The sequence below is a fragment of the Fischerella thermalis PCC 7521 genome (assembly GCF_000317225.1).
In the GTDB taxonomy this organism is placed as follows: Bacteria; Cyanobacteriota; Cyanobacteriia; order Cyanobacteriales; family Nostocaceae; genus Fischerella; species Fischerella thermalis.
In genome coordinates this window covers 106,682-121,728 of record NZ_AJLL01000023.1, presented here as the reverse complement: position 1 = coordinate 121,728, position 15,047 = coordinate 106,682, and the positions used below count along the sequence as shown (strand labels likewise).

10 protein-coding genes are annotated in these 15,047 nt (G+C 40.3%); 3 read left to right on the top strand and 7 right to left on the bottom strand.

All coding sequences use genetic code 11. From position 1 onward, the window contains the following. Window positions 1-56: 56 nt before the first annotated feature. Window positions 57-623, bottom strand: a complete 567-nt coding sequence (locus UYK_RS0105725) for a hypothetical protein (RefSeq protein WP_009457875.1) — start codon at window positions 621-623, stop codon at window positions 57-59. Between the two features lie 455 nt (window positions 624-1,078). Between UYK_RS0105725 and bioF the strand changes: the two genes are divergently transcribed. Beyond that, window positions 1,079-2,245, top strand: a complete 1,167-nt coding sequence (gene bioF / locus UYK_RS0105720) for an 8-amino-7-oxononanoate synthase (RefSeq protein WP_009457876.1) — start codon at window positions 1,079-1,081, stop codon at window positions 2,243-2,245. A gap of 483 nt (window positions 2,246-2,728) precedes the next feature. Continuing rightward, on the top strand, window positions 2,729-5,311 hold the full coding sequence (locus UYK_RS0105715; RefSeq protein ID WP_016871072.1) for an adenylate/guanylate cyclase domain-containing protein: 2,583 nt from the start codon (window positions 2,729-2,731) through the stop codon (window positions 5,309-5,311). Window positions 5,312-5,498: 187 nt separating this feature from the next. Here the strand turns inward: UYK_RS0105715 and UYK_RS0105710 are convergent, their stop codons facing one another. Beyond that, complete coding sequence (locus UYK_RS0105710; RefSeq protein WP_009457878.1) at window positions 5,499-6,053, bottom strand: DUF2808 domain-containing protein; 555 nt, start codon at window positions 6,051-6,053, stop codon at window positions 5,499-5,501. A gap of 652 nt (window positions 6,054-6,705) precedes the next feature. On the opposite strand from UYK_RS0105710, the gene UYK_RS0105705 reads away from it, so the two are divergent. Next, window positions 6,706-7,191: a DUF4149 domain-containing protein gene (locus tag UYK_RS0105705; RefSeq protein ID WP_016871071.1), complete on the top strand. Its 486-nt coding sequence runs from the start codon at window positions 6,706-6,708 to the stop codon at window positions 7,189-7,191. 36 nt (window positions 7,192-7,227) lie between these two features. Here the strand turns inward: UYK_RS0105705 and UYK_RS0105700 are convergent, their stop codons facing one another. The 5 genes from UYK_RS0105700 to UYK_RS0105680 form a co-directional block, all read right to left on the bottom strand. Further along, window positions 7,228-7,521 carry a TMEM165/GDT1 family protein gene (locus UYK_RS0105700; RefSeq protein WP_009457882.1) on the bottom strand — a complete coding sequence of 98 codons (294 nt, stop codon included), beginning with the start codon at window positions 7,519-7,521 and terminating at the stop codon, window positions 7,228-7,230. A gap of 65 nt (window positions 7,522-7,586) precedes the next feature. Further along, a complete protein-coding gene (locus tag UYK_RS0105695) occupies window positions 7,587-8,027 on the bottom strand; it encodes a TMEM165/GDT1 family protein (protein WP_009457884.1) in 441 nt (146 codons plus the stop codon). 262 nt (window positions 8,028-8,289) lie between these two features. Beyond that, window positions 8,290-11,607 carry a hybrid sensor histidine kinase/response regulator gene (locus tag UYK_RS0105690; RefSeq protein ID WP_016871069.1) on the bottom strand — a complete coding sequence of 1,106 codons (3,318 nt, stop codon included), beginning with the start codon at window positions 11,605-11,607 and terminating at the stop codon, window positions 8,290-8,292. A 161-nt stretch (window positions 11,608-11,768) separates the two neighbouring features. Continuing rightward, window positions 11,769-14,483, bottom strand: coding sequence for a GAF domain-containing protein (locus UYK_RS0105685; RefSeq protein ID WP_009457890.1), 2,715 nt, complete (start codon window positions 14,481-14,483; stop codon window positions 11,769-11,771). Between the two features lie 46 nt (window positions 14,484-14,529). Next, on the bottom strand, window positions 14,530-15,045 hold the full coding sequence (locus UYK_RS0105680; protein ID WP_009457892.1) for a chemotaxis protein CheW: 516 nt from the start codon (window positions 15,043-15,045) through the stop codon (window positions 14,530-14,532). Window positions 15,046-15,047: the final 2 nt, after the last annotated feature.

Genomic DNA, 15,047 nt, shown 5'->3' with positions numbered 1-15,047 from the left:
ATTATTCCTTATTGTTTAGTTGGTATTAGTTATAATTTCCCTATTTCTAAACAATTTCAAAGTTCCAAGTATTGGAAATGTTGCATACACCTTTTTTGCAATGCACTAGGAAGGAATCTTTTGTAAATTTGCAAAATTTTTTCTTGGCTTTGATTCGTATGTGGTAATCTACCATAATTGATAAAATTATATTTTTCATTAGGGTAAAAGTCGACAATATAATTGTGATTAATATAGCTATCTCTCGTATCTAAAGTATGAATTCTGACAGCGCCATCATTCATTGCCTGCATATGGAATTGATAAGTAAAGTCATGAGAATTTTTTTTCAAAAACTCTCCGACTTTTGCCGCAACTCTATCACCAAAACTTTCTCTATATAACTCCTGCAAAAGAAAGTTGTAAGGTGCCAAATTCCGTGCTTTGGAAAATACGCATAACAGACTTTTCTTATCACCAGCATTGGGTACATGGCTCTTCATTAAAGGCCATACCTTATCTTGATAAGCAGTTTGGGCGACAATGTGTGCTGTTTTGTTATGCTCAACAGTACTTGCTGTGACAACTTGTGAAGCTAAGATTGAAGTCCATAAGCTGACTAAAAGCCATTTGGGTAGGTTCATAATTTTTTAAAGATATCTTGATCTAGCAAAAGAAGACAGTAAGAGCTAATGATTTATTATGCGGAAGCTTCACTATATAAAATATTTCGGATACTCAAGCTGAACCATATAGGATTTTTTCATGTAACATCCTCAATTAGAATATTTTGCGTAAAATTTTAATAAAAATTTTTCAAGTCCGTAAATTTTATAAACAGCATTTCAACTGTAAGCCATTAGCGAACACACTATACGAAAAGCGTAGTTTTGTCGAATGAGGTAGGTGCAATTCTCAGGAATTATGTAAATTTTGGTAACGACAAAATTTTTTGTTTTACGTTATTTGAAGATACTGCAATCACACACATCCACAGAACTAGATAATTAGTGACATTATCGCTAAATTCCATAACCATATAAACTTATAAAGCTAAAGCAAATAAAAGTCTTACAATTCCCTAGTTTCTTCCCTTCCAATGTCTGATCCCTACGCTTGGATAGAACAATCTCTGGCAACAATTCACCGTGCAGACTGGTATCGTTCGGTACAAACCATCGAGGGTTGTCCTGGTGCGACAGTGTTACTCCAGGGGCAGGAAGTAATTAATTTTGCCAGTAATGACTATTTGGGATTGGCTGGGGATGAGCGTTTGATACTTGCAGCTACTGCTGCTGTGCAAGAATTTGGCACTGGCAGTACTGGTTCCCGATTACTCAGTGGGCATAGAAAAATACACAGAGAACTAGAAAAAGCGATCGCATCCCTCAAGCAAACAGAAGATGCAGTTGTATTCAGTTCCGGCTATCTAGCAAATTTGGGTGCAATTACAGCCTTAGTAAGCAAGCGAGATTTAATTTTAGCTGACCAGTATAATCACTCCAGCCTGAAAAATGGGGCAATTCTTAGTGGTGCAAAAATTGTTGAATACCCCCACTGTGATGTTGAAGCAGTCAAAAGCGAGTTACAAAGATTACGCCCAGACTATCGACGCTGTTTGATCGCTACCGATAGCGTCTTCAGTATGGATGGAGATTTATGTCCTTTACCTGCACTAATTGATCTAGCCCAAGAATTTAGCTGTATGCTGCTAGTCGATGAAGCCCACGCTACTGGGGTATTAGGAAAAACAGGTGCAGGGTGCGTCGAACATTTCGGCTGTACAGGTAAGCAATTAGTACAAATTGGGACATTGAGTAAAGCTTTAGGTAGCTTGGGTGGCTATGTAGCTGGAAGTGCAACACTCATCGACTATTTACGAAATCGCGCCCCGAGTTGGATTTACACTACAGCCCTTTCACCCGCAGATACAGCCGCAGCGTTAGCAGCAATCAATATTATTCAACAAGAACCACAACGCCGCACTCAATTGTGGAAAAATGTAGATTACTTAAAAAACTTAATACACCAATACTTACCCAATCTTAAACTACTACCTTCACAATCACCCATTCTCTGCTTAGAATTTGCTAACGCAACAGACGCACTGCAAGCAGGAAACCAACTCAAATCTGCTGGAATTTTTGCCCCGGCGATTCGTCCTCCCACTGTTCCTACCAGTAGAATCAGAATTTCTCTCATGGCAACTCATGAGCAAACACATATTAATAAATTAATAGAACAGCTAAGTCTGATATTTCATTAATCCCTAGCGAATAATCTTCCTCAAACCTCGGCGTCCCTGGTGCGCTTGCTCTGCGTGACTGTGCGTTTCAAAAAACTACCTTTTCCGCAAAGCTGGTTTTTGTTTCTTCGTGTCTTAGTGTCTACGCTGCGGGAAGCCCCTGGGGCGTCTATGTGGTGAAAAATTTAACTTTTGAACCACAAAGGCACTAAGACACTAAGTTAAGCTTTACACCTAGTCTGGACTATGGTATCTATTTAGTCCTAGTGGATTTACGATTAAAGTATGGTAGTAAAATCGACTTTTAGCTTCCTAGCATTCTATCGCCACATCACCCTATTGCTTCATCACCCCATCTTTTACTTTGTATTCAGGGTGACGCTTGCTTTATAGAAAGATTAAACTGTGGATAATGTTAATCTAGCTTGGCTGGTAGCAACATTTACATAATTATTAGCGACATTCTTTAACACATAAAACCGTTACCTATATCAAAAGTTAGTTATGTCAGTTCAACAACGTAGTTGCGGTGAAGCCGCCGATTTGATTATAGGTGTTCGCAGCGAAAACCACGACTCGCCGCAAAATACTGCTCCTGTGGGTAGTCTTGCTAGAAGACAGGGGACTATTTCTTCGTTTCTTGCTCCTCTCAAGCAGGATACTTTTAAACAAGTCGTTAAGGAGGTAGAACAAAAGTTACTGATTGTCAATCAAACCCTATCCATGCTGGACTCTCATGGCTTTGAGACAATCTTGCAAGAAATGTTACAGTCTATCACTTTGAAAACAGGGGAATTATTAGGAGCAGACCGAACGACAATATTTTTATTGGATGAAGAAAAACAAGAATTGTGGTCAATTGTAGCTGGGGGGGAGGGCGATCGCTCTTTAGAAATTCGCATTCCGGCTGATAAGGGTATTGCTGGGGAAGTAGCTACTTATAAACGGGTGATCAATATTCCTTTTGATTTTTACGACGATCCACGTTCTCGTTTTGCCCAAGAACAAGAAAAAAGTACCAGCTACCGTACTTACACAATGCTAGCTTTGCCTTTGTTAAATGAGCAAGGGCGGTTAGTGGCTGTGGTGCAATTGCTGAATAAATTAAAATATCCCAACAATTGCCATGCACCACTATCAGAACGAATTGATATTAGAGGCTTTACGAGTGTTGATGAACAGCTATTTCAGGAGTTTGCCCCTTCTATTCGTTTGATTTTGGAGTCGTCGCGCTCTTTTTATGTTGCTACTCAAAAACAAAGAGCCGCAGCAGCACTGATGAAGGCGATCAAATCCCTTTCTCAAAGCAGTCTCGATTTAGAAGACACCCTCAAGCGGGTGATGGATGAAGCCAAGGAATTAATGAACGCTGATCGCAGTACTCTATGGTTAGTAGATCGCGATCGCCATGAATTATGGACGAAAATCACTCAAGATAATGGTTCTACTAAAGAGTTACGTGTCCCCATTGGCAAGGGATTCGCTGGGATAGTCGCAGCATCCGGCAAAACGCTAAATATTCCCTTTGACTTGTATAATCATCCTGACTCGGATACAGCCAAACAAATTGATCAGCAAAATGGCTATCGTACTTGTAGCTTACTTTGTATGCCAGTATTTAACGCTGATCGCGAATTGATTGGTGTCACCCAACTGGTCAATAAAAAGAAAACTGGTGATTTTCCTGTTTATAACCCCGCCGATTGGCCCCTCGCTCCCGAATGTTTCCAAGCTAGTTTTGATCGCAATGATGAAGAGTTTATGGAGGCTTTTAATATTCAAGCGGGAGTAGCACTGCAAAATGCGAAGTTATTTGCCACAGTCAAGCAACAAGAACAAATGCAGCGAGATATTCTCCGCAGTCTTTCTAATGGTGTTATTTCTACAGACCAAAGTGGTTATATTATCGCTGCAAATGAAAGTGCTAAGCGCTTGTTGGGTTTGGAAGTAGAAGAGAAACTAGAAGGTAAGTTAATTACTGACATCATTCGGATTAAAGAAGGTAACTTTAAAAAATGGTGTCACTATGCTTTAAATGCAGCAGAGATCAAATATCGCGAACAGTATTACCCTGATCGCACTTTAGTATCTCATGACGAAGTGCAACACAGTGTAAATTTATCGATTAACACAATAGCCGATGCTAGCGATCATCGCCAAGTGCGGGGGGCGCTAGTAGTCATGGATGATATTAGTGATGAAAAGCGCCTCAAGAGTACGATGTATCGTTACATGACTCAGGAATTGGCAGAAGAATTACTGAAACTAGACGATGCTAAACTTGGAGGCGATCGCAAAGAAGTTTCAATTTTATTCTCTGATATCCGTGGCTACACCACTTTAACAGAAAACCTAGAAGCGGAGGAAGTGGTAAGTATGCTCAACGAATATTTTGAATCGATGGTAGAAGCTGTATTTAAGTATAAAGGTACTCTTGATAAATACATTGGAGACGCCATCATGGCTGTGTATGGTTCTCCCTTGCCTTTGCAAGAACATGCTTGGATGGCTGTGCAAACATCATTAGAAATGCGCCACCGTCTGCAAGAATTTAATGCCCGTCGTCATGCCCGTAACAAACCACGCATTAATATTGGTATTGGTATTAATTCTGATGTGGTCATCAGTGGCAATATTGGCTCTAGCAAGCGGATGGAATTTACAGCGATTGGTGATGGAGTCAACCTTGGTTCCCGTCTAGAAAGCGTCAGCAAGCAGTACGGCTGTGACATTATTATCAGTGATAAAACATATCACCCCTGTAAAAATTATATCTGGGCTAGAGAACTAGATTATATTCGTGTCAAAGGTAGAAATGAACCAGTAGCCATATATGAATTAGTAGGCTTGCGTTCCGAAAACATAAGTAGTGAGAAATTACAAGTAATTGAACATTATCAAAAAGGACGACATTTTTATCTGAATCGTCAGTTTTTCTCAGCCAAAGCTGAGTTTGCCAAGGTTTTGGAAATAGACAAAAATGACCAAGCTGCAAAGATGCATCATAACCGATGTCTATACTGGTTGCAAAAACCTCCATCAGATGCAGATTGGGATGATGGTGTATGGACGTTTAAGGATAAGTAAAATAAGGGAGATGGGAAGACAACGGGGACAGGGGATAATAAGGCGCGATCGCACTTATGAGACACGCAACAAAACAGTATTACATTCTTTGTGTCTTAGTGTCTTTGTGGTTCAAAGATTATCTTTTTCACCACAAAGACACCAAGACGCCAAGAAAAATTCATTTCAACTAGGAAAGCTAATCTTGTTAAAGGAAAGTTGGGCTATAAAATTGCAAGCGTCCGTAACCAAGAAATTGCCCGTAACTTTTCTCACCCGCAGGAAAGGCTTTGACGCCAAACAAATAAACCCCGCTAACTCCTGGATTTTGGTAAGGTTTCAGACCAATAGTGATAGTTTTACCTGGTGGGATTGGTGGATCAAATGTCAGTGATACTGTTCTGGTTTTGCGATCGCTTGTCACGTCTTTGAGTTGCTGTTTTTGCCTTTTATCGCCAGGCTTACCTTCAAAAACAACGGTATCTTCTAGGTCGAAGCGGACACGGTCTACTCCTTGATGCTGGTTTATGGTTATTTTTTGCAGTGGTTCTCCAGCATTTTCAGGTAAATTGATTGTAAAATAGTATGTTGCACCCCAGGCATATGTTGTTTTATAGGTAGTAATTGCTCCTTCTAGCGAAGGAGGTTGGACAAAATATACTGTGCCATCTCTAAGCTGCACTGCTTGAGTTTTGAGGACAGCATCTGGTGCGATCGCTATTACTAAAGTTAGTGCTGTACCTAATAAAAATGGAAAGCGCATTGCTTTATTTGGCTAAGTTAGCCTAATGTATAAAACTAATTTTTATTATTTGTATAATATATTTTATCACCAAGGATTGGGGGAGGTGGAAGCGTTTTTTAAAAGATATGGAGGACAACGCCACGCCCCCGGTAATAGGTAATAGGTAGTGGGTAATTGGTAAGAATTTGTTGGAGTCTTTGCAATTACCAATTGACGATTACCAGTTACTGGGCAATACCTGCAACCATATCTTGGGCGAATCCCCGTATATTTATGTCGGGGAGTGCCCTCGAGTAAAATTAACTTGTATTTTTATTACTTAATATATTTGCAAATATTCTTAATTTAGTTATTAATTAGCTACAATACGTGGGCAACGCAGCGTGCAGACACAGGGCAAAAAACCGCTTTCACAGTGATCAATAACTGATAACTGATTGAAACAGTTTAGTTACAGGCAAGTTGCGGGCAACTCAATTGCTTAGTCTGATAATATTTATCGAAATCGTGTTAAGTATGAAATTAGGCTTTTCAAACTTTTTTTAATGACTGAGTACGTAAGTATATATACTTTTCAAAGATAAATGTAAAAGATAATTGAAATTAGTTGTCAAATTAATTTATTAAGTTAGAAACTAGAGTTATAAATACAAGCAATTATTTATTTACCATGAATACTGTTTCTAGTTTCGGCTTCAAGCGTCCGACTTTGCAATCAATTGTGATGCTAACTTTGGGCTTCTGGCTCAGTGCTAGTTTGCTTTTAGACTGGGTGATTATGCCTAGTCTTTATGTGTCTGGTATGATCACACAAGCCAGTTTTGCTACAGCAGGTTACGTTATTTTCTGGAATTTTAACCGTATAGAATTATTGGCTGCTGGTTTGGTGTTAACTTGTGTTTTAGCTCTTAATCAAACTCAATCTAACTGGCGGTCTGGTAGCCTGATTTTATCAATACTGCTGTTAGCTATATCACTCACTACCACCTATTGGTTAACACCGGAAATGTCTGCTATCGGAATGCAACTAAACCTATTTGAGACGACAACAAAAGTCCCAGCGAATATGAATTTATTGCATGGTGGTTATTGGCTATTGGAAGTTATCAAATTAGTAGCAGGTGGTACGCTTTTAAGCTGGTGCTGGCGGCAATAGAATTTGTAGAAACGCACTATATATAGTAGGGCGTCTCTACAATTCATCTTGAGAAGTTTCATCTTTAAACCACAGCAGGCGTACAGCAAGTATGGCAAATCCCACAGCTGCGATCGCTTTCAACAACCTCGTGGGTAAAAATTCTGCCACAGCCCCACCTGCTAATGCTCCCAACAAACTAGTTAACAGTAACGCCCCAGCAGTTCCAAAGAACACAGCGCGAGGAGATTGGCTACGACCAGAAAGAGCGATCGCGGCTAGTTGACTTTTGTCGCCTAACTCAGATAGAAAAACGGTGATAAAGCTCAATCCTAAAAGATGCCAGTTCATAAATTTTGTTGGTTGGTGATTGGTAGTTGGTGGTTGTTTGAAGTTTTGCAACCAACAAAGAACAATTAAGAAATTACATCCCAAAACAGCATCAGGGAAATCAACAGCAGCATTACTCCTGCTGCTTTTTCGACAGTTTTTGGAGAAAGGCGACTAGCAATCCAACTACCTAGAAGTACACCTAATAAACTAGTAGTAATCAGTGCTGCTGCGGAACCGACAAAAACAACCCACGGTGAATGTGATTCTGCACTCATGAGTAAAGTGGATAGCTGTGTCTTATCACCAATTTCCGCTAGAAAAATGGTTAAGAAAGTGGTGGCGAAAATAGTTATGGGTGACTGCTTTTGAGTACAATCAGCAACAGCAGGTGATGGTGAAGTGACTGTAGTAATACTCGTATTGCTATCAAGATTTTCTGTTATTTGTTGCTGACTTTTAGAATATAGAGATGCGCTAGGGCGAGTCTCCACAGAGTTGTACTGAGATGTACTAGCAGCACTCATGGGTAGGGAATCAAGTTTCACAGGCAGTAGTTTGATCTAATTATTTTTCATATTCTTCTCATTTTCTCAGATTGTTGTTACAAATTGCAACCCTGCAATTAGAAAATTATTGCCTCTCACCACATCTGTCCTAAGGAACAAAGGCGGGGATTGATATCATATCCGACTAATTGCCTATGATATAAAGCTTGGGCATTAAGCATTACCATTACCTATTACCCATTACCCATTACCGACTCCAACGAATAATATGAGTGTTCAACTAGCAAGGTGTTAACTCACCAGCACTCACAAACCGTTCCACTGTAGAAACCAGTTCCTGTTCTACATAAGGTTTGGTAAGATAGGCGATCGCTCCCAGATGTTGGGCCATTTGACCGTAAATTTGCACACTGCGAGATGTCAGAATAATGACAGGTCTACGTCCTACCTGAGGATGCTGTTGCAGGCGACTGAGGAATTCCAGTCCATTCATATGTGGCATTTCTAAATCAGAAATCACTAGCTGAATTTCAGGATGTTGTTGTAATTTTTCTAGTGCTTCTAGACCATTTTCTGCTTGCAAGACTTGATAACCAAATTTTTGCAAAGTCAGGGAGAGAGTTTGACGAAAGCTAAGGTTGTCGTCCACAATCAGTATGACTTTGGATGCAGATGGTGACACTGAGTTTAACAATGGCAGAGATTGGGTCGTGTCCGTAGAGAGTTGGAAGCAACTGTTTTGTTGCAGAATCTCTGCTACTGGTAGTCGCATGTAGTCTAACTGCGGTTGTATTCTTTGTTGTGTTTGTGTTAACAAAGCGCCATCAATTACTAAAACCAGCGTCCCATCTGCCAAGGTTGTACAGCCATAAACGTATTTTGGTGGTGCGATCGCGCTTCCCAAAGGTCTAATTACTAGTTCTTGTTCACCAATGATTTGGTCAACAACTAAAGCTAAAATTTCTTGTTGACAACGTAATAACAATACAGGTGAATTAAGCGATTCTAGAACAGGAGATTCGCGATCGCAGTCACTATAAGGCATTAACTGTGCCATTTGCTGTAAAGTGACTATGTACTCATTTTGTTCTGTTTGCAAGTAAAGAACTTGTTTACCATCAAATACTTTGATTTGCTCAGGAGTTGGTATGAGGATTTTCTCGATACTATCCAATAGTAGTGCGTAAGTCACACCCTCTGCTTGCACCAGCATCAGTTTTTCTGTAGTCATAGAAAAAGGAATCGTCAGGATAAATGTTGTTCCCTGTCCGGGTAGAGATTGCACTGTCACTGAACCATTGAGTGCTTGTAATTGCGATCGCACAATATCTAAACCTACTCCCCGTCCGGAAATTTCGCTGACTTGATCAGTGGTAGAAAATCCTGGTTGAAACAAGAATTCGAGGAGTTGATTTAATGTAATAGAAGTGTTGTCTGCACTCACCAAACCAAGTTGTACGGCTTTGGTGTAAATCTTGTGGAAATTTAATCCTTGTCCATCATCTCGGACTTCAATCACTGTTTGGCTACCGCGATGGTAAGCAGAAATTTCAATTACACCTTGTTCTGGTTTACCTTGTTGACGGCGGACTTCTGGAAGTTCAATACCGTGGTCAAAAGCATTACGCAATAATTGCAGCAGGGGATCATATAATTTTTCAGCGATCGCCTTATCGACTAAAACTTGTGTACCAGTCAGTTGCAACTGCACCTGCTTGCCATATACTTGGCTCAGATGTTGCAACATGTGGGGAAAACGCTCTACAACGTATCCCACAGGTAACATCCGTGCTGATACCAGCTGATCAATCACATTGAGTACTAAAGATTGCTGCTTGTGTTGCATTTGCTGGGATTGTTGTAACACTGCATTGAGAGAATCTGCTGTCTTTTGTAATTGCAATGTGTCTTCTAATCCATTTTGATGTTGATGTAATTGCTGCAACAACTGTTTGATAATGTCTTTGAGTTTTTCATTTTGCAAATTGTAGCGTTGTTCGCTAATCAATAATTCTCCAACTAAATAATCAAGGCGTTGTAAATCTTCAACATCCACACGCACGAAGGTTTTTTGACGCGAAATGCTTAACACATCTGGTTTCACGTCACTTTTGGGAATAATTTTAGACTCTGCCGTGACAGTAGAACAAATATTTTTTGGTGTTTCTGGTATTGGAATTGAAAATTTTTCTAAGTCTAATTTTTGTATCTGGTTACTCTGATAACTCTCGTTATCGATAACTAATTCTTGTAATTGATAATTTTCTTCTATAATTTTATTATTAATGCTAGGTAATATAATTTGCGAATTTTTAATTAAATCCTGTAATTTCCGACTTGTAAACCATTGTTTTTCTTGACAATTTACAGGCGGATATTGCTTGTATTCTTGGGCTATAGCTTTAATTTGTTCGGCAAGTATTTCTAATACAACATTTTGAACTTTTCCTTTTTGAGCTTGTAGGCGTGTCACTGCTAAAATAACAGTCAAAATTACGCCTTGGCGATAAAGATTTAGGCTATAACTATCTTCCTTATCAGCGATAAATTGCCAAAATTTTTGTAGCCACTCGGGCAAATTATCGTGTGTATGAAGATTGACAAATTGGGGAACAAGTAATGATAAATTAAGTTCAGAAGTAGGAATTTTGAATTCCTGTTCAAACCAAGCTAAAAGATAGTAGACAATTTGGACATATAACTTTGCTGTTTGAGGTTTTAAACACTTACCTTTAACTTGAAAGTGTTGAGTTAAAAATTGATATAATTCTTCAATTTCTGCATTTAAATCAATTTCATTTGCTGGTTGGATTTTTGTTGTCAATTGTTGCAAAGCCTGAGAAAGTGTGCCACCTTGAGTGCGATCGCCTGCTAACACATCACTTTGGGCTTGTTGTAAATCAGCTAATGCTGCTGCTGCTATTTGGAAAACTTCCTGTGGATGGGTTTCTAATGCCTTGATGATAGCTTCAGCAATATTACATAATCCTGGTAAACTTAACGACTCACCCAAGCCAAGGAATACCTCTGCTTCGGAACGTAATAACTCAGCGATCGCTTCAGCATCTGTAGTGGATTGCAATGCTGTTGCGATCGTCTCTAGCCTTTGTTGGACACCAGTTTCAAAAATTGACTGAATAATGTCAAATCCTAATTCTGCGGATGTGGGAATATGATTACTATCTGTAAATGCATCTCCTAGTTTTTCTTGTAACTTCGCGAACACTGTTGCTGAACGTTGCAAAATCTCTTGTTCATCGATTGTCGTTCCTGTCAATTCTGCTGTAATTGGTAAACGTAGACACTCATAAGCCTCTACCAGCAATGTTTGCAGTTGGGCATCTATAACAACATCAGGATGATAGAGAGATTTGACTACATCTTCTAGGTAATGGGCTACTTTACTAATGACGTCCAATCCGACATTAGCAGCTCCACCTTTGATTGTATGGGTTGCCCGCATCAAATTATGTACTTTGGCATTACTAAAATCAGTTGATAAACTCAACAGTTCTTGTTCAACTTGATGCAGTAATTCTGGTGCTTCTGCCAGGAAATAGATGTAACCTTGTTCGCGAATTGCAGGGTCTGTGATCATGGTATCACTCGGGAGGTGGGGAGGTGGGGAGGTGTGGGGAGGTGTGAGGAGTGGGGGGAGTAAGTAGTTTAAAGAACAAGTAACTACTAACCACTAACCAATGTACAGACGTGCCATAGCACGTCTGGTACAACCAACAATCAATAACCAACAATCAACAACTAACTAACTTTAAATTGACTGGCTGTTGTGAGTAATTCTTTGGCTGTTGCGAGAAGTTGTTGAAATACGGCGGCTAAAGCTTGGGCTTGGGCGACGGTATTATGGGAAATTTCAGCGACTTGTTGCATGGAGGTGGTAACAGAAACAGATCGTGTGGTTTGAGTTTGGGTAGCTGCGATAATTTGTGCAATTAATTGACTGATATTTGTTGTGGCTGCTACTATCTCGTTGAGGTTATGGCGGGTATTGTTAACTAGGTTGGTTCCTTCTAGTACTTGTTGAATACCTGTTTGCATTGCCATTGCTACGTCTGTGGTTTCTGCTTGAATCTCTTGCACCAGTTTTTCAATTTCGGTTGTAGCCGCCGCTGATTGGCGAGACAGAGAACGAACTTCATCGGCAACGACTGCGAAACCTTTGCCGTATTCGCCAGCGCGAGTGGCTTCTATGGCTGCGTTCAAGGCTAGGACATTTGTTTGGGTGGCAAAGTTACTAATTAAGTTGACTACTTTGGAGATATTCTGAGAAGATTCGCTTAAACGCTGAATTTTTCTGCTGGTTTGGGCGACGGTTTCGCGAATTGCTTGAATTGCTTCAACTGTCTGGTTCATGGCGCGATCGCCAGCTGTCAAAGTTTGGTTTGCTTTCTCTACAGCGACTTGGACTAAATCAGCACTGTTAGCGACTGCTTGGCTGGAATCTCCCATCAGTTGAATTTCAGCTAAGGCTACAGAGATTTCCTGGGACTGTTGCTGTGCCAAATTGATCACGTCTACAAGGGATGCGTCGCTATCTTGAGAAGTTTGGGCGACTTGCTGGGCGGCTTTTTGTACTTGTATGACTATCTGTCGCAGTGCTTGCAAGGTGTTGTTATAAGCATCGGCAATTGTCCCCAACTCATCATCTGTGATCGGGGCGCGGACAGTCAAATCTCCTCCTAAGGCTGGACGAAGGGCTGTGAGGGTTTGAATGCAACGTTGTTGGAATAACTCTTTTGCTGCTTTTTCTTTGGCAGCTAATGCTGCTAGTTGGGTTGACTGGGTTTGGAGTTGTTGCAGATATTCAACTTGTTGTAACGCCAGTCCTAACTGATCGCCGACTCTGGCAAGTAAGTTGATTTCCCACTCTTGCCAATGGCGGGGTTGGGAATTTTGATAGGCGGCGAGAATACCCCACAATTTGTCCCCAAAGAAGATCGGTGAAACTACATAGGCTTTGGCTTCAAATTCTTCTAGTAGTTCGATGTAACAAGCTGACAATCCTTGTTGATGGATATCATGAATGGCAAGGCTTTCACCCTTTGCCAGTCGTCCCCCTTTGGTTTCCTGCAAATAGGTGTCTTCCCAGAACTTGTTAACTTCTGTACCTACCAAGCGCCCCCAAGCACTAGCAACAGATTCGGCAATAAATTCGCCACTCCAATCATCACGGAAACGGTACACAGCCACGCGATCGCAACGTAATTGTTGGCGGAGTTCTTGAGTTGTGGTTTTGAAAATCGTGTCTACATCTGGTGATTGCCGCAGGCGATTGGTAATCTTACTGTAAGCTTTTTCTTGTTCGGCAATTTGGGTTAACTGGTCTGATTTTTCTTGCAACTTTTCCAAGTACTCAGTCTGAATGATGGCGACACCAAACCCCATACCGATCTGAGCTAAAAAACTAATTTCCCATTCTTGCCATTTTCTCGCGCCAGAGTTTTGATAAGCTGCTAGCAGTCCCCATAATTTTTCTCCAGAAAATACGGGCGCGATCATGTAAGCTTTGGCTTCAAATTGTTCTAAAATATCTATATGACACTGGGATAATCCTGCTTTGTAGATGTCCTCAACTGTAAAGCTTTCACTACGAGCATAACGTCCGCCTTTGGTATCTTGGAGATGGGTATCTGCCCAGACTGTTCTAATATCAGGTCCTACCAAACGCACCCAGCCATTACCAACCGATTCCGCAATAAATTCACCACTCCAGTCAGACTTAAATTGATAAAGGGCAACGCGATCGCAACGCAGTAAGTTACGCACTTCTTGAGTGGAAGTTTGGAAAAACTGATCAACGTTGGCAACGCGGACAATTTTATCAATCACCTTACCAACAGCTTTTTTTGCCTGGGCTTGCTGTTGCTGTTCCTTTTGAAATTGAAACCTCTGCAAGGCATAGGTCAATTCTGTCGCCACTTGTGTCAGTAAATTAATTTCTGCTTCTTGCCATTGGCGCGACATCCCACATTGATGAACTGCTAACAATCCCCACAATTCATCTTCTACAAGAATCGGTACTGACACACTAGCTTTGACTTGAAATTTTTCCCACAACTGACGTTGATAAGGAGTAGGTTCTACCTGGTTGATATCTGTAATTGTGATCGGTTCTGAGTAATCTGGAGTTGGGTCAACACCAAAGACAATGGTAGGCAAGTTTTCACCAAATGCAGGTGTCCAACCAATAGTTTTGGACTCAGCCAACACCACACCTGTATCTAAATTGTGCCAACGATAAATTAAGGCCCGATCGCCTGCGATGATTTCCCGTACTGCTTTGGTTGTGACTTGAAACAGTGTATCTGCATCTGTGGCTTGTCGCATCTGCTTTGCGATCGCTTGCCATTGTTTTCGCCAATTTTTAAATGCTTGAGAGATATCTGTTGTTTCTAAAATTTCTTCTTGATTAACAACAAAACTATTTTCTTGATAATTGTCATAGGTAATTGTCATGAATAGAACCTCTATTTATATGAATATGTTTATTAACCTTCAGCATCTATAAGCAGTCCATGAAATACCTTTCCTTGTCATCCTTCTGGTTTCCTACCCCAACCTGTGCTTGAAATATTGCTTTTGTATTCAAACTAATTAATATTTCTTCACTAGGACTGATAAAGTAACCTTGTACAAAAGGAGATAATTCCAGAGAAAATAAATGTTCATCTGGTGATTTCATAAACTGTATATCCAGATTTTCAATATCTCGAATTTCACGTACCAAAATTCCCAAAGACTTGCCTTGATACTGGAGTTTTATCACCATCAATTTAGAAAATAAATCTGTTTGTGATCCTAAAGGAAGATAGCCAAACATCCTTTCCAAATCAACTAGCCATAGCATCTCACCACGCCAATTGTATACACCGACAACACAACTAGGCATCTGTGGTACTCGACAAATATTTGTCAAGTCAATGGTGAATATTTCCTGGACATGTTCTAAGGTGATAAGTGCTATGTATTGATCCTTTAAAGTCAAGCTTAGATATCTTTGCTTGTTTTCTGTTTTCATCT

What these genes read in the sequence shown, in the direction of transcription:
- bioF (WP_009457876.1), top strand. Translation starts at nt 1,079, where the DNA reads ATGTCTGATCCCTACGCTTGGATAGAACAATCTCTGGCAACAATTCAC.
- UYK_RS0105715 (WP_016871072.1), top strand. Translation starts at nt 2,729, where the DNA reads ATGTCAGTTCAACAACGTAGTTGCGGTGAAGCCGCCGATTTGATTATA.
- UYK_RS0105685 (WP_009457890.1), bottom strand. Translation starts at nt 14,483, where the DNA reads ATGACAATTACCTATGACAATTATCAAGAAAATAGTTTTGTTGTTAAT.
- UYK_RS0105725 (WP_009457875.1), bottom strand. Translation starts at nt 623, where the DNA reads ATGAACCTACCCAAATGGCTTTTAGTCAGCTTATGGACTTCAATCTTA.
- UYK_RS0105710 (WP_009457878.1), bottom strand. Translation starts at nt 6,053, where the DNA reads ATGCGCTTTCCATTTTTATTAGGTACAGCACTAACTTTAGTAATAGCG.
- UYK_RS0105680 (WP_009457892.1), bottom strand. Translation starts at nt 15,045, where the DNA reads ATGAAAACAGAAAACAAGCAAAGATATCTAAGCTTGACTTTAAAGGAT.
- UYK_RS0105695 (WP_009457884.1), bottom strand. Translation starts at nt 8,027, where the DNA reads ATGAGTGCTGCTAGTACATCTCAGTACAACTCTGTGGAGACTCGCCCT.
- UYK_RS0105700 (WP_009457882.1), bottom strand. Translation starts at nt 7,521, where the DNA reads ATGAACTGGCATCTTTTAGGATTGAGCTTTATCACCGTTTTTCTATCT.
- UYK_RS0105705 (WP_016871071.1), top strand. Translation starts at nt 6,706, where the DNA reads ATGAATACTGTTTCTAGTTTCGGCTTCAAGCGTCCGACTTTGCAATCA.
- UYK_RS0105690 (WP_016871069.1), bottom strand. Translation starts at nt 11,607, where the DNA reads ATGATCACAGACCCTGCAATTCGCGAACAAGGTTACATCTATTTCCTG.